Raw genomic sequence first — 20,180 nt, 5'->3', positions numbered from 1 at the left:
GGCAGCATGCTATGCTGCCCTTTTTGCCTTTCGGGAAATGGGAAATCCAGTGAAATACAAGGATCTGCGTGACTTTATCGCGGCACTTGAAGCGCGGGGAGAACTCGTACGCGTGACGGCTGAGGTCGATCCCTACCTTGAGATTACCGAAATCTGCGATCGCACCTTGCGTGCCGGTGGTCCAGCGCTGTTGTTTGAAAACGTCAAAGGGCATGATATGCCACTGCTGGCTAACCTGTTCGGTACGCCTAAGCGGGTAGCGCTGGGCATGGGGCAGGAGTCGGTTGAATCGCTGCGCGACGTGGGCGAGTTACTGGCGTTTCTCAAAGAGCCAGAACCGCCTAAAGGGTTTCGTGATGCCATGGATAAACTACCAATCTATCGGCAAGTGATGAGCATGAGCCCTAAAGTATTGCGCCGAGCACCGGTGCAGGACGTGGTACTGGAAGGCGATGACGTTGATCTGGATAAGCTGCCGATTCAACACTGCTGGCCGGGTGATGCTGCGCCGCTGGTGACGTGGCCATTAGTGATTACCCGTGGCCCGCATAAGAAGCGTCAAAATCTGGGTATCTACCGTCAGCAAAAGTTGGCTAAGAACCGGCTGATCATGCGCTGGTTGTCGCACCGTGGTGGGGCACTGGACTATCAGGAGTTCCGGCGCTTGAATCCTGGTGAGCCTTACCCCGTTGCGGTGGCTTTAGGCGCAGACCCAGCAACTATTCTTGGAGCCGTGACTCCCGTGCCGGACAGCCTTTCGGAATATGCTTTCGCAGGGCTGTTACGCGGCTCGCGCACTGAATTGGTACGCTGTGGGCATGTAGATCTGGATGTTCCAGCTTCCGCCGAAATTATTCTTGAAGGGTTCATTTACCCCGACGACAGTGCGCCCGAAGGCCCCTATGGGGATCACACGGGTTACTATAACGAAGTTGAAGAGTTTCCGGTGTTTACGGTGACCCGCATGACCATGCGTCGCGATGCGATTTACCACTCGACGTATACCGGCCGCCCCCCCGATGAGCCTGCGGTGCTGGGGCTTGCGCTCAACGAAGTGTTTGTGCCGATTCTGCGCCGCCAGTTTCCTGAAATTGTCGACTTTTATTTGCCGCCGGAGGGATGCTCCTATCGCATGGCGGTGGTAACCATGAAAAAGCAGTATCCTGGTCATGCCAAGCGGGTAATGATGGGGATATGGAGTTTTCTGCGCCAGTTCATGTACACCAAGTTTGTGGTGGTGTGTGACGACGACATCAACGCGCGAGACTGGAAGGATGTTATTTGGGCGATCACGACCCGCATGGATCCTGCTCGGGATACCTTGCTGGTAGAGCATACGCCTATTGATTACTTGGATTTTGCCTCGCCCACCGCGGGACTGGGTTCCAAGATGGGGATGGACGCGACAAACAAGTGGCCCGGTGAAACCGACCGAGAATGGGGTGAGCCCATTGAGATGGATGAAACCGTCAGAACCCAAGTTACCCAGCGCTGGAGTGAGCTGGGTATTGATCTGGGTTCTATTGACCTAGGTTCGGCTGAAGAGGCCGCCGCTGGATCAGCGTTGGTCGAGAATAACAGGAGCAACACATGAGTTCACGCACCCTGACTTGCCGGGTGGCTGAAGTAGAGGACCTGACGCCTGACGTCATGGGCGTGCGCCTGGAAGGGCGCTCAGAGGCTATGGATCATGAAGCAGGCCAGTACCTGCAGCTTAAACTCGATGATGACACCTGGGTGCCTTTCTCGATTGCCAGTGCACCAAATGAGGATGGCGTGCTGGAGCTGCACATCCAACATTGGCCAGAGCGCAGAAATACGGCACGCTTGCGCGAGCACCTGGTAGAAGCACAGCAAGTGACGGTTCACTTGTGCAATGGTGACTGCATGCTTGATCCAGACAGTCATCGGCCCTTATTGCTGGTGGGTGCTGGTACGGGGTTTGCGCAAATGAAAGCACTGGCGGAAGCAGCGCTGCTTGATGATGCCCAGCGACATGTGGAGCTATGGTGGGCTGCGCGCGAGCGGCGTGACCTCTATTTGGAGTCTCTGCCCCGTAAATGGGCGGCGGAGTATCCGAGTGTGCATTTTCACGGTGTCAGCGAGCTTGGGATGCATGACGGCTTTGATGATGACGCCGTTACTGGCCACCATGGACGTATTGACCAGGTTTTGGCCAGCCAGCTTGATGATGTCTCGGGGTACGATGTGTACCTGTGTGGCTCGCCTGGGATGGTATATGCCTGTGTTGATGTGCTGGCGTCTTTAGGCTTGTCTGAAAACCGAGTGTTCTCTGATGTATTTTCTTATGCGCCGCGTGATCCTCTGGTGCCAGTGGTGGGAAGCTTGGTTAAAAACGATAGTGAGACAAAAGGCGAGGGCTGTTGAGGAGGCTGTGGGCTTCCATTAGTCGCAAACAAGGGGCATTATGTGCGCCTGATGTCTGTTTTTTGCTTCCGCTTGAATGATCATTAGGAGAAAGACGATGGCAGAGCACGATGGCTCTCAAGACAGTACTGGAATCATGATGTTCGTACTGTTTCTGCTGGCGCTGGTTTTCTTGGCATGCGCCCCAGCTGTTGCCAAGCTTTATGTGCTGTTCGGCGCCTGATCGCTAGCGAAGAACGTAAGACGAGCGTAAGAAAAGGATAACGTACCGTGAAATTAGAGCGCTGTGTGATGTATCGCATGACTTGCTCTGGCGCAAATAGCCAGGGTGATGCGTCGTACGCCACATGGTTTGGTTACTGGTATCGCACCGGCTTTAGCGCCGGTGTGCCGGTGGCCCTGTCCTAATGTCATACTAGGAACACTGAGGTCAAAAGGCACACCCGCCAGGGTTGCCTCTCCTAGAACCCCCGGACGGCAACCCCGCCCGGGGGTTCTTGTTTTGAATATCACGCTAAGTTTTGAATACCACACTAGGGAGAGTCACCATGGCCGCATCATACTTTGTGTCTGGCAACGATTATGTATCAATGGGCAGCTATTATTGTGGCTGGCGATTTAGCGAAACACGGTCGGTTCACGTTGCCACCTCCGACCGTCATACCCGTGGTGGCATGACACCCCGCCGATGTAATCGCTCACGGAGATAAACCGATGACAGCCTCGCTTGCTATGCCCCACCAAACTCGTGACATAACACACAAAGTACGTCCTGAAAGTACGCCCAGCTCGCCAGAGCGTTTACTTAGTCCTGCCCAATTGCGTCGATGCTTACCGGTGTCCAAGGTGCTTGCTGATCAGCTGACATCTCAGCGTCAGGCAATACGCAACATCCTTTCCGGTCATGATGAGCGATTGTTAGTCGTCGTCGGACCCTGCTCAATCCATGATCCTAACGCCGCGCTTGAATACGCCCAGCGTTTGGCAACGTTGAGCGAGCAGGTTGCTGATTGCATTCTTCCGGTAATGCGGGTGTATGTGGAAAAACCGCGCACTACCGTTGGCTGGAAGGGGCTGGCTTATGATCCAGGGCTAGATGGTAGTGGTGATTTGGCGCGGGGAATTGCGCTCTCACGCGAGTTGATGCGTGATGTTGCCATGCTGGGCTTGCCGGTAGCTACTGAGCTGTTACAGCCAATGCTTGCCCCTTACCTCGATGACTTGCTGGCCTGGGTTGCTATTGGTGCGCGAACGACAGAGTCTCAGCCTCATCGTGAAATGGCCAGTGACTTGTCCGCTGTGGTGGGTTTCAAAAATGCGACTAGCGGTGATATTCAGGTGGCGGTGGATGCGATGCAGGCCGCGGCACATCCTCATCACCACATTGCGCTTGGTGACGAAGGGTTGCCGGAAGTGAAACAAACGACGGGTAATGCGCATACGCATGTGGTGCTGCGTGGTGGGCATGGTGAGCCAAACTATCAGCCATCGCATGTTCAGGCAGCGCGTCAGGTACTTCTGGCCGCAGGGCAGAATACACGGTTGATGGTTGATTGTAGTCATGCTAATGCCCGCAAGGATCACCGACGTCAAAGTGACGTCATGCAGGCTGTTCTGGCTCAGCGCGAAGCAGGTAATACCGACCTCGTTGGGCTGATGCTGGAAAGCCACTTGAATGAGGGCAAGCAGCCATTGGTGTCACCGTCCTTGGTATCACAGCCATTGCGTTATGGCATGTCGGTAACAGATGCCTGCATAGGCTGGGAAACCACAGAGCAGCTGTTGCTAAGCGCGGCGGAGCGTTTGCGCTAATGCGTTACGAGGAGTGTTGATGGATTTTTATTTTGAAGACCATGCACCAGAGCGTTATCGTCGGCTGACGCGGCGAGTGGGCTGGGCCATGGCGGCAATGTTGATTGTTTTCAGCTTAGCTTTTACCCAGCTGCTTAATACGTGGTATAGCGGCGGTGCATGGTTGAATGTGCTGGCTGTTGTGCTGGGAGTGATCGTCACAAGCCTTGTTTTCACCTTATTGCGCCATAAAGCGTGGATGGAGCCAATCCGTTACGGCTGGCGCTTGAAGCAGCGGTTGTCGCGGGTTAGCGGTTATTTACCTGCGTTGCGGCGAGGGCTTGAAGCGCGAGATCCTGGCGCCTTGGCTGTGCTGGGTTTCTATCACCAGGGCATGGCGCAGTTGTCTCGTCTAGACGGTCGCGCTCTGGATGACGATGCGGAACTGCTCGCTGAGCGCCAGCGTGTCAGGCTGGCGCGTCTTGAGCTGGGATTTAGTGAGCGTGTTGATGGCTTGAGTGATTCGGACCTGTCCGACATCAAGCGTGGCTGAGCATTATTTGGCCAGCAGCCGAGCTGCGCGTTTGGCGAAGTAGGTCAGCACACCGTCGGCGCCGGCACGCTTGAAGCATATTAGTGACTCAAGCATCACGCTATCGGCATCAAGCCAGCCATTTTCGAAGGCGGCCATGTGCATGGCGTATTCGCCGCTGACCTGATAAGCGTAGGTCGGTACGTGAAACTCATCTTTCACGCGGCGCACGACATCAAGGTAGGGCATGCCGGGCTTTACCATGACCATATCGGCACCTTCGGCCAGGTCCATGGCGACTTCGTGCAACGCTTCGTCGCCGTTGGCTGGGTCCATCTGGTAGGTGGCTTTATCAGCTTTGCCGAGATTTCCCGCAGAGCCCAGGGCGTCGCGGAAGGGGCCGTAATAGCGAGAGGAGTACTTGGCGCTATAAGCCATGATGCGAGTATTGTGCAGCCCTTCACCTTCAAGTATTCGACGAATGGCGCCGATGCGCCCGTCCATCATGTCGGAGGGGGCCACGATATCGACACCGGCTTCGGCATGAGATAGCGCTTGTTTAATTAATGTTTCGACGGTGCGGTCGTTCTGCACGTAACCGGCCTCATCGAGAATGCCGTCTTGGCCATGGCTCGTGTAAGGGTCGAGCGCCACATCCGTCATGATCCCCAGCTCGGGTACGGCTTCTTTGAGTGCGCGAACGCTACGCTGGATTAACCCGTTGGCGTTGTAGGATTCTTCGGCAAGCTCGCTTTTCAGTGGGGTGTCTACCACAGGGAAGAGTGCGAGTAACGGAATACCTAGGGCGTAAGCTTCACGGGCCTCTTCAATCAACAGATCCAAGGACAAACGCTCAACTCCGGGCATGGACGGTACTGCCTGGCGTGTATTTTCGCCTTCCAGCACAAAGACTGGCCAGATCAGATCATCAGCGGTCAGAGTGTGCTCACGCATTAGTCGGCGCGAAAAATCGTTGCGCCGCATACGCCGCATACGTGTCTCAGGAAATTGGCGGGAGGATATAAAGCTCAAGGTGTTATCTCCAGATGATTCATTGGTCGAAACCGGTGGGCTGCTGGCGTTGCCTATTGGTAGGTGACTGGTGCGCCTAGCGTAAGCCTCAGGGACGTCATTATATCAGCCTTGGCGGTGCGCTGAGCCGTCCACTTGTGAATGGTGTAAGCAATAAAAACGGGGAGCGCCAGTGGCTCCCCCCGTTAGTGGTGTGCTGCATTAATCGTTCAGATTCACTTAGTTCTTTGGCAGCCATTCCTGAACGATGTCTTGGTTCTCATCGACCCACTTTCTGGCCGCTTCGTAGGGGTCGCCACCTGCTTCCTGCATGAGCATGACTTCGCCCATCTGCTCGGTATTCCACTTGAAGTTGCTCAGAATTTCATAGGCTTCTGGCATGTCTTCTTTTAGGCCTTTGCGGGTGAAGGTGTGAATCTGCTCTTCACCGCCATAGATTGCCTTCGGGTCCTCGAGGAATTTTAGGTCCCAGCGGGCGAACATCCAGTGTGGTGTCCAGCCGGTGACGGCAATGTCTTCCTCGTTATTAATGGCAGACTTGAGCGCGGCGGTCATGGTGGCGCCACTGCCGCTGACGAGATTGTAATCTAGCGCATAGTCGTTGATTACATCTTCGGTGAGGCGCATAACGCCAGCACCGGGATCAATACCGGTGATCTTGCCGTCGAAGCTGTCAGCATGTTCATTCATGTCTGCAATTGAGTTGACGTCGCTATAGGCAGGCACCACCATGCCGAGCTTGGCACCTTCTAGGCTGACGCCCGCGTCAACCAAGTCATCTTTCAGTTTATTGTGGTAGTCCTCGTGGGTGACTGGCAGCCAGCCAGCCAATAGGGCGTCGGTATCGCCAGTCGCGACTGATTGCCACATGGCGGCAGCGGACAAGGAGGATGTTTCGACGTCGAAACCGGCTTGTTCAAGCACAGCTTGCATTACCGTAGTGGATGCCACTGTTGATGCCCACTCTACATAGGCGAGGTGGACAGAGCCTTTGTCTTGAGCCTGTACAGTACCCGCGCTAAGCAGGGTTCCGGCGGCCAGTGCAACGCCAGCCAAGTGGATACGGCGATTCAAAAGATGCTTCGTCATCAGATTTCCTTCCTTTTTATTAGCTTCACTCATTTATCCTGCAGGCCCCCCTGGGTTGTTTCAAGGGGAGCCGTCAATTTAGGCGTTGCGTTTTTTGCGTAGTGACTGGGTGATACGATCCAACAGCATGGCCAAAATGACTACGGCAATTCCGGCTTCGAAGCCATCACCTGGGCGTAGGCGTTGAATGGCTCGCCACACTTCGCTACCCAAGCCATCAGCGCCGATCATGGCAGCGATGACCACCATAGAGAGCGCCAGCATGATGGTCTGGTTGATGCCTGCCATTACCGTTGGTAGCGACATGGGCAACTGCACCTTGAACAACTTCTGGCTACGGGTAGCACCGTAGGCGTCAGAGGCTTCAATGAGCTCTACAGGAACCTGGCGAATTCCTAACGTGGTGAAGCGGATAGCTGGTGGCATGGAGAATATGACGGTGGCAAAGATGGCCGAGGTCGAGCCGATACCAAAGAACGGAATGGCGGGGATCAGGTAGACAAAAGCTGGCATGGTTTGCATGAAGTCCAGCATTGGCATAATCAGTTTATAAAGTCGTTCTGATAGGGCGGCCAAAATGCCGACGGGTAAGGCGATAACTACAGCGACAAGAGTGGCAATTACCACTAGCGTCAGCGTTTCAATCATGGGTAGCCACAGGCCCATGTTCCAGATCAGGGCAAGCCCTGCAATCGCGCCGATAGTTAGGCGAATGCCTGAAACAGACCAGCAAATTCCTGCAATAATTGCCAGTAGTGTCCACTCGGGAAGCCAGATCAGCACGTCATTTAGGGCGTCAATGGCGGTAACAGTGATGTTTGCAAAGCCCCGAGTGACACCAGAAAACTCTGTGGTTAGCCAGTCAAGGCCGGTTTCTATCCAATCACCTAGTGGAATGCGTGGAATATCAATAGCCATTAGCTGTTTTCTCCTGCCTGTGCGTGTGCCAGCTCGTCCAGTACAGCGCCTTTAACAACAACGCCGAGCAGTCGCTTCTCGTCATCCACCACTGCAATTGGGAAGCTTTTTTCGGTGAACATGGCGAACAGGTTTTGCAGCGGCTCATCACGTCCGACGGTGCGGAAATCCTGGGTCATGATGTGTTTGATATCGTCCTGACCTTCCTGGGCAGCGAGTTCGAGAGCGTCAATTTCTACTAAACCCAGGAGGTTACGATTGCGCGAAGTGACATAAATGGAATCGATACTGTTTTCGCTCATTTTGCGCAGGGTAGTACGCGGTCCATCGCTATCACGCGCTGTGGCGCGGACTGGGCGCATGGCGTGTTCAGCAGTTAATATTCGTGACATGTCTACGCCTTCCACAAAGCGGCGTACATAGTCATCTGCAGGCTGGGTGAGAATTTCTTCAGGGGTGCCTATCTGCACCACTTCGCCATCCTTGAGCAGCACGATGCGGTCGCCAATATTGATGGCTTCATCGAGGTCATGGGTGATGAACACGGTCGTTTTTTGTGTGCGGTGTTGTAGTTCCTGCAACTCTTGCTGCATGTCGCCACGAATCAGCGGATCTAGGGCCGAGAAGGCTTCATCCATCAATAATACCGACGCATCGTTGGCCAGCGCTCGGGCCAGGCCTACGCGTTGCTGCATACCACCCGAAAGCTGGCTGGGGTAAGCCTCCTCCCAACCGTCCAGCCCTACCTGCTTTAGTGTTTTTAATGCTGTCTCGCGGCGTGTCTGCTTGTCTATGCCGCGAATTTCTAAACCAAATTCGGTGTTCTGTTGCACCGTTCGGTGGGGGAAGAGAGCAAAATTCTGAAAGACCATAGAAAAATGGCGTCGCCGAGCGTCTAACAGTTCTTTATCGCTCAGGCTTGGAATGTTCTCGCCATCAATGACGATTTTACCTTCGGTTGGCTCGATTAGCCGGTTAAGGCAGCGGATCAGGGTAGACTTACCCGAGCCGGATAGCCCCATGATTACCAGGAGCTCGCCTTCATAAACATCGAAGTTTATGTTGGACAAGCCAAGTGTTTGCCCCGTTTTCTCAAGTATTTCCGGGCGCTTTAGGCCTTGGTCGCGAAGTTCTAATGCTTTTTTGGTGTTGCTACCAAACACTTTGCTCAGGTTGCGAACCTGGATTTTTACATGTCGCTGTTTTTCTTCCTTCGGCGTTTCTGTTGGTCGGACTTCTGGTTCGGTAAGTGATCCACTCTGAGCGGAGTGGCTTGACGAGTCGGGAGTCGTTTTCAGGTTAGCCATATAAGACCGTAGGTAGTGGAAAGGCTTTGTACCCTACCTTTCATTGAGCGATCTCTCAAATTCTCTTGTTAAGTTATGTGCTGGGCTAATAGCGTTAAAATAACGAAAACGTCGCTGAAAAACAGTGATCACGCAGATTGATTCTTGTGGCGCTGCTCGCTTCTTGTGTCAGTTAAGCTGGACGATGAGCTACATCAGAATAGCCAACAGGATAGGCAAATAAATCAGTGCCAGCAGCGTGGAGCAGAACACGAGGCTGGCAACGTATTCGGGCTCACATTGTGAACGTTGGGCAAACAGGTAATTGAATACCGCCACTGGCATGCTCATCTGTAGGATCAGAATGGCTTGGGCCATGGCAGGTAATCCTAGCAGGTGGCCGATAGCCCAAGCTACGCAGATAGCAATGGGGGTGCGGATCAGACTGAATACCACGCCTGAGCGTAAGCTCTTTACTTGAATGCTGGCCAGCGATACGCCCAGGGTGATCAGCATTAGTGGCACCGTAAACCCTGAAATCAGGTCCAGCGTATTAATCATCCACAGAGGCAGGGTGGTATTGGTGACCATTAGTACAAGTGAAATGATGACAGCGTAGATGGTGGGTGTCGTGGCCAATGCCCTCAGAGGATTGCCTCGCTGGGCCAGAAGCGTTCCCAGTGTGAACTGAAACAGCGCGACGGTGACCATGACCGTGATACCAACCGCAAATCCTGTGCTACCGAAGGCATAAAGAACAACGGGCAACCCCATATTGCCGGTATTGGGATACATCATTGGTGCTAACAGTACGCGCCAACCATGCCCCAGCAGCCGAGTGACGATCAGCGTAGCCGCCGCCATGGTAACCAGCACCAGTGCTGTGGCCAGCATGATGCGTGCGAAGGTGTCCAGCGCTATGTCGGCGCTGGCAAGTGATGCCAGCACCAGTGACGGGGTGCCGATGTTGAAGACTAAGCGCGTCACGAAGGCAACGGGGTAGTCATGCCCCGTTTTTATCCAGCCAAAACCTAGCCCAGCCCCAGCGAGAACCGGGGCCATGACGGCAAACAACTCTGCCAGCATGTTGCGTCTCCTTGAATTGTGTCTGTGCCGATCAGAGGCGGGAACCACCATTGGGCAAATATAGCGTCTGGAAGTGTACATCTTCGCTGTTTTGCTGATTTTTTGCAGAGATGACGCCAGCAAACATGACATAAAAAGCCCCGAGGCAGGCTCGGGGCAAACAGGCAAAAGGGTGTTGCTGCTAGTTAATCTGCGACAGCTCGAAGATCAGAACTCGTAGCTTGCCGAGAGCCATAGGCGACGACCTTCTTCGCTGTTGGCATAGACGTTGCCGTACTTGTTACCGTCATCGTAAGCGTTATAGTCGACGAAATCTTTGTCCAGCAGGTTGTAGATGGTTGCTGTTATTTTGGCATTTTCAGACACCGCGTAGCTGCCACCTAAGTGGAACAGCGAGTAAGATTTGAAATTGCCCAAGTCAGCGAAGGACGGGGCACCACGCGAGCGTTCACGGTTGCGGTAGCGCTCGCTGCGGTATTCGGCAGATAGCCAAGTACTAAGCTTATCGGTGGTCTGCCAACGTAGCGTCGCATTGGCGGCGTGCTCGGGAGTGTCGGTCAGTGGCTCGCCTTTCTGCTGGCCACTTTTCTGCTCGCTGTCGGTATAGGTGTAATTACCACTCAGTTGCCAGCTGGGTGTCAGATCTATGCTGGCATTTAGCTCAATGCCCTGGGTGACGGCTTTATCAATGTTTTGGCTAGTGCCAAAGGTGTCCGCTAATGGCCAGTCGCCTCGGTCGATACAGCCAGGACGGTTGGGGTTTTCTGCATAGCGGCAGTTGAGCTGATCGGGCCCGCTGGCAATTTTGTCAGAGAAATTGTTATAGAACAGGGTGGCACCTGCACGCAGTCCGTTGCCGCTATCGTAAAGCGCGGCAAGCTCTGAGGATGTGCTTTTTTCTGGGGTTAGGTCGGGATTGCCGTATGTGGGAATGGTGCCTTGGCCGGTGAAGCCGTTTACGCCATCGGCGAGTTGGTCAAGACGAGGCGTCTTATAGCCGCGGCTGATTCCGCCTTTGAGCGTCCACTGGTCGGTAGCGTTCCACACAAGATAACCGCGAGGGCTGAACTGACTGCCGAATGCGTCATGGTGGTCGAAACGGCCTCCAAGAGTGAGTGCTAGGTTATCCAGCAGCCACCATTCATCTTCGGCAAAGAGTGCCCACGTGGTCTGTTCGAATTTATCGGTGGCCACGCCATCTGTCATGCTGGCATCCCACCACTGTCCACCGAGGCTTACCATGTGATCGCCCAGCGGCATGACCAGCTTGGTATCGAACACCATGTTGTCGTTGGTCAACTCACGTTCGCTTTTGGCAACTTTTCCCGGTGTGCCAGGGGGGATCAGGCGACCCAAGGTCTCTGTGCGGTTGTGCATCAGGCTAGAGTCCAGGGTGCCGAGTTCTAAGTTGGCGGTGTGAGAAAGTGTAATTTGGTCGCGTTCGAAGCGCAGGGTTTCAGCGTAGCCACGCGCTCCCAGGGTGCCTAGCTGCCCGTCACTGTTGTCGTAGCGCTGATGGCTGCGGTCTACATCCAGTGTTAATTCATTGATTTCGTCTGGTGTTAATGTCAGCCGTGCCCCCACGTTGTAGTTACGCCCCTCTACCGGGCTTGGCCCGCGCTGACTGACTTCAACCAGCTCTCCATCAGTACCGCGGTAGTCCAGGTGTGATGCTTGGCGGTCGAACAGGCGGCCGCGTACCTGCAAGCCCAAGGTGTCTTTAATCAGCGGGCCAGTGGTATAGATGTTGAGCGCGCGGGAGTCGCCAAACTCCTCATGCTGGTTGATAGTGTTCTCGACTTGCAGGGAGCCGGTCCACTCGTGGCCTACTTTACGGGTAATAATATTAATTACGCCGCCCATAGCATCAGAGCCGTAGAGTGTTGACATGGGGCCGCGAATGACTTCAATACGCTCGATGCTAGAGACAGGAGGGAAGAAGCTGGTTGATGTTTCACCAAACCCATTGGGCGTTACGTTGCCAGCAGCATTCTGGCGGCGGCCATCAATCAATACCAAGGTATATTCACTAGGCATGCCGCGGATGCTGATATTGCGTCCCCCTGTTTTACCCACCTGACCACCCACATCGACGCTTTCTACTCCGCGCAACGCCTCCGCCAGATTAGAGGCTTGCCTTTGCTCCAGCTCTTCACGGGTAATCACCGAAATACTCGCTGGAGCATCACTCATCGCTTGTTCAAAGCCGGCAGCGGTGACCACGATATCATTGAGTACCTGGGTATCCTGGGCGTGGGCATGCTGGGTTTGAGTAGTAAGAACGCAAACAGAAGCTAAGGCAATCGCTGTTGAAAGCTGAGAGCGGCGAGGGAGCGGCATTAGGCAATCCTTAATCAGATGTTTTAATTGAATAGTTATGCTTATCATTTAGATGTTTTTATAGTAGTGGAAATCGTTCGTAATGTGTAGCCTCTGCGCGGGGTTGCATGAGTAAGCCTCGCCGCTTCCATGGGATACAGGCTAGAAGCCGGTTGGTTCTGGCGTTGCGGGTTGTCGGCTGAGAAGGTGGGTAGGCGGGGTGTGTCTTTGAATGGCGTTGTTGTTTGCAGGTTAGGCAGTAAACAACAACGCCCCGAAGGCTGGAGTGGGAATCCAGCTTTCGGGGCGCAGTGATAACACGATGGTAAACTGTTGCTGTGCTAGCCTATGAAAGGCGACAAACGGTCCTACTTCGTTTCAGGCTTAGCCTCAGAAGGTTTGAGAGCCTCTTCGGCCCGCTCTAGAACATTCGCGGTGGCTTCACGAGTGTTATTCCAAGCACTGGAAGCACCTTCTTTGGTCTTTTCCCAGGCGTCTTGGGCGTTCTGCCTCGCATCGTTCCACCAAGTGTCGGTATATGCTGGCTGCTGGGTGATAGCTTCCTCACTGAGGTTGACCACAACCCGGTACTCAAGATCGTCAAGGTTGTCGCTGTTCACTGTATTGACGCTGAAATTGCCTGTTTCGATAACATACTGCTTTTCACCTAGGTCCAGCAGGTTGCCGGTCTCAATAACAATGGCATGAACACGCATATTGTCATCAAGTAAAATGTCTTCTATTTCACCGATCGATTTGGTGCCTTCGGTACTGGTATAGACATCGGCATCAAGTAATTCGTCAGCGGAGTAAAGGCCTTGACGCTCTGAAGGCGTTGTTGTGGCGAAAGCCATGCTGCTGGTCAGCAGAGCGGCGGCCACAATCGAAACCCGTGTTGTACTGAATGCGCTGTTACGAGTATTCAGGTGAGTTAACATAGTAGTTCTCCTATTTGAGGTAATGCATTCCAAGAGGGCTCTTCGCGTCGTCATTGGCGTGTAGTTACCTGACTATCTTGAGTTTCTATGTGCTCTTTTTTCTGAGTGCTAAGATAGTTAAGGGTTCCATGATCTGTGGAAAAAATTTCGTGGCGAAAGTTAACAGTTGCTACAATCTCTTTGGCATTAAAAGATAGAACAATACATTGCGCGAAAATGGAGTAGTGTCATGCAAGCGATTCGATATGCCCTAGCGGCGACTGCTATTGCCGTTGCACCGTTGGCAGCGGCTGACCAGCAGCTTTCTATTGCCACTGGCGGTACTGGCGGCACTTACTACCCCTATGGTGGCGGCCTTGCCGAGCTGATTAACCAACATATGGATGGTTACGATGCGGTGGCTGAAGTAACAGGCGCTTCTGTTGAAAACATGGGGTTGGTGTGGCGTGGAGATTCCGATGTTGCTCTGGCATTGGCTGATACGGTCTATCAAGCCTACAGCGGCACCGAGGACTTTGAAGGACGTCAGCTGGAAAATATTCGAGCGTTAGCATCAATCTACCCGAATGCCTTGCAGCTCGTTACCCTTGATGGTTCTGACATTGAGTCGTTGAGCGACCTAGAGGGCATGAGGGTTTCTGTCGGTGCGCCAGGCAGCGGAACTGAGCTTAATGTGCGTGCCTTGCTTGAAGCCAACGGTATGACGTTTGATGACATTGATGCTCAGCGACTGAACTTCAATGAAACCGCTGATGCACTGCGAGACGGTGACATCATGGCCGGTTTCTGGAGTGTTGGTCCGCCCACAAGTTCTATTCTTAACCTTGCGACAACGCGTGACGTTACCTTGGTTAACCTCAGTGAAGAGGAAATCAATAACGTGCTGGAAGCGGTGCCAGTGTTTGCTGCTTACGAGTTGCGTGCAGGCCTGTATGAAGGCATGGATGAACCCGTGCAGACCATTGGTATTCCCAATGTGCTGGTCGCTAGTAGCGAGATGGATGACGAGGTGGCCTATCAGATTACCAAACTGCTGTTTGAGCACACGGATCAGCTGATTGATATCCACCCTGCAGCCAATGACACGACCGTTGAATTCAGTGTTAACTCTACCCCGGTTCCCTTCCATGCGGGCGCATTGCGTTACTATGAAGAAATGGGTGCTGAAATATCGGAAAGACAGCGCCAGTGATACGGGGAAGTTAATATGACGACGCGCATGAACGTCGTTGTTCGAGGGCGAGCCAATAGGCTCGCCCTCTTGTTGCTAACTGTAATTTTTCTGGGATGGGGCGTGCCAGTGCTCGCCACGGACACACTGTCAAAGCAGGTAAATAGCGGTCCTCGCTGGTGGCTACAGGTCATGGCACCTGATGACAGATTACTGGTGAATATTCCTATGCCAGATGCGGCAGGTTGGTGCTTGGCCTGGAATCATTCAGTGGAAGGCTTCACGGTGCATGATTGCTACCGTAACCAGGCAGGCCAGATGCTGCTTGAACGTAGCCACTTACCCGATTTTGCTGCTGGTTTGGATCATATTCCCGGCCGTGGTCGGCAGATATCTGATGGCCAGGGCGGTTACTGGATTGAGGACATCAACGAGCCGGTGCCGGGCAGTCGCTATCGACTTCGGGTAGGTAGCAATAAAGTGAATCATCGGCTGGTCAGTCATGGTCAGCCGACATTGCGTCAGCTGACTGAGCTGAAGGGTGTCGCGAATGCAGGCTGCCCACTGCTGGTACCTGGTATGACTCTTGCTCAGTCTGAAGTGAGCCCCTCTAACCGCAATACCGCTGCTGTGATCTCATTGAGTGAGTTGGCTGCTGGACGTGGCGTTATTATCCAGCTGGTAGACAATGCCCTCTGTGGAAGAATAAAGAGCAGCGCTTTTTAAAGCACCGTAACAACGAGAACACCATCATGACGGATACGACGGTTTCCCCCATCATTCCAGGCAGCCAGGCGAATCATTCGCGCGCCATGCTTTGGCTGATCAGCCTGGTGGCGATAACGCTGTCATTATTTCAGCTTTACTCAGCAGGTATTCAACCCCTGGGCCTGTTCTATCAGCGCAGTATTCACCTTGCGCTGATTATGATGCTGGCCTTTCTGATGTTTCCGGTATTCGGGCCGGGACACAAGCGTGGCCTGGGTGGCGGCACTATTGACCTGATATTTTTTGCAGGTGCGATGTTAACCGGTGGCTATCTGGTGCTGAATTTGGACGCCATTTTTCAGCGCGCAGGGTTCTGGAGTCAAACGGATATTGTGGTCGGCTGTATTGCGACACTGACGGTACTTGAGGCGAGCCGTCGAGCCGTAGGGCTGGGTATGACGATTATCGGTATTATCGCCATTTTGTACGCCTTTGCTGGCCCGAGGGGGGAATTGCCTTGGTTGGGTCAGTTTTTACCGGGAATTCTTGAACATCGTGGTTACAACATCGACCGAGTAGTGGGACAACTGTATCTCGGTCAGGAAGGTATTTTTGGTCTGCCGATGGGCGTAGCCGCGACCTATATTTTCATTTTTGTTCTATTTGGCGCTTTTCTTGAAATTACCGGAGCGGGTAAGTTTTTCATTGACCTCGCTTATGCGGCCACTGGTCGTCAGCGGGGTGGTCCAGCCAAAGCCGCGGTGATTGCCTCGGCTGGCATGGGATCGATTTCAGGCAGTGCTATCGCGAATGTGGTGACGACGGGGGCCTTTACTATTCCGCTGATGAAGCGCCTGGGCTATAAGCCTGAGCAGGCAGGGGGGATTGAGGCGGCGGCATCAACGGGTGGGCAAATCATGCCACCGCTGATGGGAGCAGGGGCATTTCTGATTGCTGAGTACACTCGGATACCGTATCTCGATGTGGTCAAGGTCAGTATTTTTCCGGCCATCATGTATTTCGGCACGGTTTATCTGTTTGTTCATATTATTGCCTTGAAGCAAGGCATGCAGGGCATGACCCGAGATGAGCTGCCCAAAGTAGGTGATGTGATGGCCTCGGGCTGGCATTTTTTGCTGCCCCTGGCGGTTCTCGTGTGGCTGCTGGTGATGAGCATGTCGCCGATGCGGGTAGGTTATTACGCGATTATTACCATGCTGGCCGTGGCGGTGTTGCGTTTTTCGGTATGGTTCTTCTTTGTTGGGCCCAAACGTGGCGAGCCGGTAACAGCACCACGTTTATGGCAAGCGATTAGAACGGGCTTCATTAAGTTGTTGCAGGGGTTGGAGCTTGGCGCACGTAACGCGGTATCGGTTTCCATGGCTTGTGCGGTGGCGGGTATTATCGTTGGCGTGGTGGGGCTGACCGGGTTGGGCCTCAAGTTTTCAGCGATGATGATGGCTTTCTCTGGCGGAAATCTGTTGTTGGCACTGGTGATGATACTGCTGGCGAGCTTAGTGCTTGGTATGGGACTACCGGTGACGGCCAGCTATATTGTGTTAATCGTGCTGGTTGGGCCAGCCTTGGCCAATGAGTTTGGTGTGCCGCTACTGGTTGCTCACCTGGTGGTGTTTTGGTATTCGCAAGACTCTAATGTTACCCCGCCAATCGCTCTTGCTGGCTTTGCTGGAGCGGCAATTGCCGGAGCAAAGCCGATGCCGACAAGCTTTCAGGCCTGGAAGTTTGCCAAGGGCCTGTACCTAATTCCGCTGTTTATGGTCTATAACCCGGAAATTATTGTGGGAGGCCCGATTCTGCTGGTGATTTGGAGCGGCTTGAGTGCATTGTTGGCACTGGGGGCTTTTGCGGCGGCACTTGAAGGCTTCCTGTTTACGCGACTGTCGACGATATCGCGTGTTGTGCTGCTGCCTGCCATTATCGGCGTGTTTTACCCGAGCTTAGTGGCTGAAATGGCGGGAGTGGCCGTCATGCTACTGGTTTTTGTAGGTAACTGGTTAGCGAGTCGTCGTGGGCAGCCCGCCGTTGTTTAAAGAGGGTGGGCTAACACGGTAAGCTAATCTCATGAAACGATCGGCCCCGCTCGCAATACGCTGCGAGCGGGGCCGTTGCTATTTGGGGCGCGTTGTTAAGAGGGCCTAGTCAAGACACTAAGCGTTCGCGCCTCTATCAATTACGCGTATCAGGCGACGACTCAAGTCGCATCTACGGCTTCGCTGTCGGCAGCGGGTTGATCGGCGGAGTGTTGATCAGATGTTTCTTCTGGCGCAGCGCTGGGTTCCTGAATGTTTTCTGCCTGACTATCCAGTGCCTCTAGGTTGCCGTCGTCTTGGGTTAGCTGGCCGCTGGCTGGCTTGAGCATAGACTTTTGTGTGTCCTGCATACTGCCGATGGCATCCGCAGCGCGAACCGGCTCAAGCGTTAGCGTTACGGGGGCGTGGTTAGTGCGCTTGCCAGCATCAACATTATGGCGACTGGCACTGACCCATAGCAGCTCGCCGGCAGCATTGCGCAATTCGCCATGTAGCGCATGCGAATGGTTGGGGGTAATGTCGCTGGTATCGTATTCGAGCTGAAAGCTGACAGGCCCCTGGTTGCCAGGTGTTAGCGTGGTTTTGGCAATAAGCACTGACGGGGCATCTGCCAATGCAACATCTCTCAAGCTAATGGTCAGCTTGGCGTCATCAGGAACGGGAATATCCGTGGCCGAAAAAACAACGTTGCCTTCCAGGCGAAGTGTTTGTGAGGGCGTCTCAGACTGATCGGTAGTGTCGCTGACCTGGTCAGTTTTTGCGGTGTCAGTCTCGCTTTGGCCTTGCTGAACAGGCTGTTGGCTCTCGCCCTCGTCGGCATCCTTACTGCTGTCACAGGCGGTCAATATAAGGGACGCGCTTAGTGTGGCAATGAGCAGGACGTGTCCTTTTTTCATGGTTGGGTTCCTGAGTTAATTTCTTGGGTTTCGCCCCTCCATAGTGACGGATACTCAGAGGTTTGGTTCCCTGCTATTTAGCATTTGTGTGACATTTAAGCATGCAGGGCTCAACCAAGAAAGAACATCAATGCCATGCGCATCCCTCGCGGTCGCTCTGCTAGAATACGGAACTTTCTTTTTTCAGCTCTCGGTATGTGGTCTCTGTGCCACCCGAGTGGCATTGTATTTTCAAGGAGTTTCGGATGCCCGAGAAGGACCAAGCACCGCAGGTTGGCGTGATTATGGGATCAAAATCAGATTGGCCGGTTATGGAACATGCGGTCACCATGCTGGAAAAGCTGGGTGTGCCCTATGAAACTCGGGTCGTGTCAGCCCACCGAACGCCAGACTTGCTATTTGACTATGCCAAAGGTGCCAGAGCCCGTGGCATTCAGGTCATTATTGCGGGGGCAGGGGGCGCGGCTCACCTGCCGGGCATGGTGGCTTCTCAAACAGCGTTGCCGGTGCTTGGTGTCCCCGTGGAGTCCAAAGCATTGAAAGGGCTTGATTCACTGCTGTCTATTGCTCAGATGCCTGGTGGCGTGGCGGTAGGCACGCTGGCTATTGGCAAGGCAGGTGCAATCAACGCTGGGCTGTTGGCGGGACAAATTATTGGTTTGCAGGATACGACGATCAGTGCCGCCGTTGAGACGTTTCGCGCTGAACAGACTCAAATGGTGCTTGAGAATCCTGATCCCCGCTCAGCGTATTGATAAACAGCTCTGACTGACGGTGCTCAACGAGCGTTTTGATCAAAAGCAATCTGTGAGGAAATTATCATGAATATCGGCGTACTAGGGGCGGGTCAATTGGGCCGTATGCTAGCGCTGGCAGGTTATCCACTGGCCAACCGCTTCACCTTTCTTGATACCACTGGCCACCCCAGTGCTGATATTGGTGAGGTCATTATCGACACCGACCAGAGCCACCTAGAAGCCTTTCTCGATAAGGTGGACCTGGTGACCTATGAGTTCGAGCATTTGCCCGTGACGCTGGTTCAGGCTATCGAGAAGCGCAAGCCGGTATATCCTTCAAGCGAAGCCATTCGTGTTTGTCAGAATCGTGCTGAAGAAAAGGCGTTGTTTGACCGGCTGGCTATTCCCACGCCAGCGTATCGGCTGGTAGATAGCGCCGAGGCGCTTGAAGCCGCAGTCAATGAGCTGGGCGCGCCGGTTGTTGCCAAGTCGGTCACCGAAGGCTACGACGGTAAAGGTCAAGCCGTCATTCGTGACCCCGCTCAGGCCGTTGACGCTTGGCGTAGCATCAACCATTCACAGCTGATTGTTGAGTCTTTTGTGGACTTTGTGCGTGAAGTGTCGATTATTGCAGTGCGTGGCCGTGATGGTGAGGTCGTGTTCTATCCGATGGCTGAAAACCAGCATGTCGATGGCATTCTACGTTACTCGCTCGCGCCGGTGCCTGACCTGGAGGATAGTGTCCAACACACCGCAGATGGCTATATCCGCTCACTACTTGATGAGCTGGACTATGTTGGCGTACTGACACTAGAGCTGTTTCAGTGTGCTGATGGCAGTTTGCTGGCCAATGAGATGGCGCCACGGGTGCATAACTCGGGACACTGGACGCAGGATGGTGCGGTAACCAGTCAGTTTGAAAATCATCTGCGCGCTATTCAAGGCTTGCCCCTTGGCGATACCCGTGCACGCCAGCCTACGGTTATGGTTAATGTGATTGGTCAGGAAGCGGATAACAGCGCCGTGCTGGCGATGGCTGATGCTCATCTTCACCGCTACGGTAAGAGTGAGCGTCCCGGACGCAAGTTGGCGCACATCAATCTAGTGGCAGATACCTTTGATGAGTTGCTCAACAAAGTGCGGGTTTGTGCGGCCCTAGTGCCAGACGCGCCAGAATCGCACTTCAGCTTTGAACCCCGCGCCGGTAGCAGCTTCGATACAACCTCTCGCTAACGGCA

18 protein-coding genes are annotated in these 20,180 nt (G+C 53.8%); 10 read left to right on the top strand and 8 right to left on the bottom strand.

The window, feature by feature from the left end; all coding sequences use genetic code 11:
- Window positions 1–49: 49 nt before the first annotated feature.
- From ubiD to H616_RS0102170, 5 genes are all read left to right on the top strand, one after another.
- Complete coding sequence (gene ubiD, locus H616_RS14050) at window positions 50–1,594, top strand: 4-hydroxy-3-polyprenylbenzoate decarboxylase (protein WP_084155666.1); 1,545 nt, start codon at window positions 50–52, stop codon at window positions 1,592–1,594.
- Window positions 1,591–2,388 carry an NAD(P)H-flavin reductase gene (locus H616_RS0102185; RefSeq protein ID WP_027965884.1) on the top strand — a complete coding sequence of 266 codons (798 nt, stop codon included), beginning with the start codon at window positions 1,591–1,593 and terminating at the stop codon, window positions 2,386–2,388. Before ubiD ends, H616_RS0102185 begins: the two co-directional genes overlap by 4 nt.
- Window positions 2,389–2,485: 97 nt before the next feature.
- Window positions 2,486–2,611 (top strand): hypothetical protein, encoded by a 126-nt coding sequence (locus tag H616_RS15740; RefSeq protein WP_276195144.1) that lies wholly within the window; start codon window positions 2,486–2,488, stop codon window positions 2,609–2,611.
- 491 nt (window positions 2,612–3,102) lie between these two features.
- Window positions 3,103–4,200: a 3-deoxy-7-phosphoheptulonate synthase gene (locus tag H616_RS0102175; RefSeq protein ID WP_027965883.1), complete on the top strand. Its 1,098-nt coding sequence runs from the start codon at window positions 3,103–3,105 to the stop codon at window positions 4,198–4,200.
- Between the two features lie 19 nt (window positions 4,201–4,219).
- The gene (locus tag H616_RS0102170; protein ID WP_027965882.1) at window positions 4,220–4,732 is read left to right on the top strand and encodes a DUF3087 family protein; all 513 of its coding nucleotides are present in this window, start codon (window positions 4,220–4,222) and stop codon (window positions 4,730–4,732) included.
- A gap of 3 nt (window positions 4,733–4,735) precedes the next feature.
- Here the strand turns inward: H616_RS0102170 and hemB are convergent, their stop codons facing one another.
- The 7 genes from hemB to H616_RS0102135 form a co-directional block, all read right to left on the bottom strand.
- Window positions 4,736–5,743 (bottom strand): porphobilinogen synthase, encoded by a 1,008-nt coding sequence (hemB, locus tag H616_RS0102165; RefSeq protein ID WP_027965881.1) that lies wholly within the window; start codon window positions 5,741–5,743, stop codon window positions 4,736–4,738.
- Window positions 5,744–5,962: 219 nt separating this feature from the next.
- Window positions 5,963–6,832 (bottom strand): glycine betaine ABC transporter substrate-binding protein, encoded by an 870-nt coding sequence (locus H616_RS0102160; RefSeq protein WP_027965880.1) that lies wholly within the window; start codon window positions 6,830–6,832, stop codon window positions 5,963–5,965.
- Between the two features lie 78 nt (window positions 6,833–6,910).
- Window positions 6,911–7,744 carry an ABC transporter permease gene (locus tag H616_RS0102155; RefSeq protein ID WP_027965879.1) on the bottom strand — a complete coding sequence of 278 codons (834 nt, stop codon included), beginning with the start codon at window positions 7,742–7,744 and terminating at the stop codon, window positions 6,911–6,913.
- 5 nt (window positions 7,745–7,749) lie between these two features.
- Window positions 7,750–9,057 (bottom strand): quaternary amine ABC transporter ATP-binding protein, encoded by a 1,308-nt coding sequence (locus tag H616_RS0102150; protein WP_084155664.1) that lies wholly within the window; start codon window positions 9,055–9,057, stop codon window positions 7,750–7,752.
- A gap of 189 nt (window positions 9,058–9,246) precedes the next feature.
- A complete protein-coding gene (locus H616_RS0102145; RefSeq protein ID WP_027965877.1) occupies window positions 9,247–10,122 on the bottom strand; it encodes an AEC family transporter in 876 nt (291 codons plus the stop codon).
- A gap of 207 nt (window positions 10,123–10,329) precedes the next feature.
- Window positions 10,330–12,462, bottom strand: a complete 2,133-nt coding sequence (locus H616_RS0102140) for a TonB-dependent receptor domain-containing protein (RefSeq protein ID WP_027965876.1) — start codon at window positions 12,460–12,462, stop codon at window positions 10,330–10,332.
- Between the two features lie 347 nt (window positions 12,463–12,809).
- Window positions 12,810–13,379, bottom strand: a complete 570-nt coding sequence (locus H616_RS0102135; RefSeq protein ID WP_084155662.1) for a PRC-barrel domain-containing protein — start codon at window positions 13,377–13,379, stop codon at window positions 12,810–12,812.
- Window positions 13,380–13,608: 229 nt separating this feature from the next.
- Here H616_RS0102135 and H616_RS0102130 point away from each other — a divergent pair, with 229 nt between their 5' ends.
- Genes H616_RS0102130 through H616_RS0102120 form a run of 3 tightly spaced genes read left to right on the top strand, consistent with a single transcriptional unit; the run spans window position 13,609 to window position 17,309 of the window.
- A complete protein-coding gene (locus tag H616_RS0102130) occupies window positions 13,609–14,571 on the top strand; it encodes a TAXI family TRAP transporter solute-binding subunit (RefSeq protein ID WP_027965874.1) in 963 nt (320 codons plus the stop codon).
- A gap of 15 nt (window positions 14,572–14,586) precedes the next feature.
- Window positions 14,587–15,276 carry a DUF1850 domain-containing protein gene (locus H616_RS14045; RefSeq protein WP_084155660.1) on the top strand — a complete coding sequence of 230 codons (690 nt, stop codon included), beginning with the start codon at window positions 14,587–14,589 and terminating at the stop codon, window positions 15,274–15,276.
- Between the two features lie 26 nt (window positions 15,277–15,302).
- Window positions 15,303–17,309: a TRAP transporter permease gene (locus tag H616_RS0102120; protein ID WP_027965873.1), complete on the top strand. Its 2,007-nt coding sequence runs from the start codon at window positions 15,303–15,305 to the stop codon at window positions 17,307–17,309.
- Between the two features lie 161 nt (window positions 17,310–17,470).
- Here the strand turns inward: H616_RS0102120 and H616_RS15180 are convergent, their stop codons facing one another.
- Complete coding sequence (locus H616_RS15180) at window positions 17,471–18,205, bottom strand: YbaY family lipoprotein (RefSeq protein WP_051233914.1); 735 nt, start codon at window positions 18,203–18,205, stop codon at window positions 17,471–17,473.
- Window positions 18,206–18,450: 245 nt separating this feature from the next.
- On the opposite strand from H616_RS15180, the gene purE reads away from it, so the two are divergent.
- Window positions 18,451–18,960 (top strand): 5-(carboxyamino)imidazole ribonucleotide mutase, encoded by a 510-nt coding sequence (purE, locus tag H616_RS0102110; protein ID WP_027965872.1) that lies wholly within the window; start codon window positions 18,451–18,453, stop codon window positions 18,958–18,960.
- A 66-nt stretch (window positions 18,961–19,026) separates the two neighbouring features.
- Window positions 19,027–20,175 carry a 5-(carboxyamino)imidazole ribonucleotide synthase gene (locus H616_RS0102105; protein ID WP_027965871.1) on the top strand — a complete coding sequence of 383 codons (1,149 nt, stop codon included), beginning with the start codon at window positions 19,027–19,029 and terminating at the stop codon, window positions 20,173–20,175.
- Window positions 20,176–20,180 lie beyond the last annotated feature (5 nt).

The sequence above is a fragment of the Halomonas halocynthiae DSM 14573 genome (assembly GCF_000425725.1).
In the GTDB taxonomy this organism is placed as follows: Bacteria; Pseudomonadota; Gammaproteobacteria; order Pseudomonadales; family Halomonadaceae; genus Halomonas; species Halomonas halocynthiae.
The sequence above is the reverse complement of the archived record's forward strand: the minus strand, read 5'-3'. Positions and strand labels throughout refer to the sequence as shown.

What these genes read in the sequence shown, in the direction of transcription:
- H616_RS0102185 (WP_027965884.1), top strand. Translation starts at nt 1,591, where the DNA reads ATGAGTTCACGCACCCTGACTTGCCGGGTGGCTGAAGTAGAGGACCTG.
- H616_RS15740 (WP_276195144.1), top strand. Translation starts at nt 2,486, where the DNA reads ATGGCAGAGCACGATGGCTCTCAAGACAGTACTGGAATCATGATGTTC.
- H616_RS0102175 (WP_027965883.1), top strand. Translation starts at nt 3,103, where the DNA reads ATGACAGCCTCGCTTGCTATGCCCCACCAAACTCGTGACATAACACAC.
- H616_RS0102170 (WP_027965882.1), top strand. Translation starts at nt 4,220, where the DNA reads ATGGATTTTTATTTTGAAGACCATGCACCAGAGCGTTATCGTCGGCTG.
- H616_RS0102160 (WP_027965880.1), bottom strand. Translation starts at nt 6,832, where the DNA reads ATGACGAAGCATCTTTTGAATCGCCGTATCCACTTGGCTGGCGTTGCA.
- H616_RS0102150 (WP_084155664.1), bottom strand. Translation starts at nt 9,057, where the DNA reads ATGGCTAACCTGAAAACGACTCCCGACTCGTCAAGCCACTCCGCTCAG.
- H616_RS0102145 (WP_027965877.1), bottom strand. Translation starts at nt 10,122, where the DNA reads ATGCTGGCAGAGTTGTTTGCCGTCATGGCCCCGGTTCTCGCTGGGGCT.
- H616_RS0102140 (WP_027965876.1), bottom strand. Translation starts at nt 12,462, where the DNA reads ATGCCGCTCCCTCGCCGCTCTCAGCTTTCAACAGCGATTGCCTTAGCT.
- H616_RS0102135 (WP_084155662.1), bottom strand. Translation starts at nt 13,379, where the DNA reads ATGTTAACTCACCTGAATACTCGTAACAGCGCATTCAGTACAACACGG.
- H616_RS0102130 (WP_027965874.1), top strand. Translation starts at nt 13,609, where the DNA reads ATGCAAGCGATTCGATATGCCCTAGCGGCGACTGCTATTGCCGTTGCA.
- H616_RS14045 (WP_084155660.1), top strand. Translation starts at nt 14,587, where the DNA reads ATGACGACGCGCATGAACGTCGTTGTTCGAGGGCGAGCCAATAGGCTC.
- H616_RS0102120 (WP_027965873.1), top strand. Translation starts at nt 15,303, where the DNA reads ATGACGGATACGACGGTTTCCCCCATCATTCCAGGCAGCCAGGCGAAT.
- H616_RS15180 (WP_051233914.1), bottom strand. Translation starts at nt 18,205, where the DNA reads ATGAAAAAAGGACACGTCCTGCTCATTGCCACACTAAGCGCGTCCCTT.
- purE (WP_027965872.1), top strand. Translation starts at nt 18,451, where the DNA reads ATGCCCGAGAAGGACCAAGCACCGCAGGTTGGCGTGATTATGGGATCA.
- H616_RS0102105 (WP_027965871.1), top strand. Translation starts at nt 19,027, where the DNA reads ATGAATATCGGCGTACTAGGGGCGGGTCAATTGGGCCGTATGCTAGCG.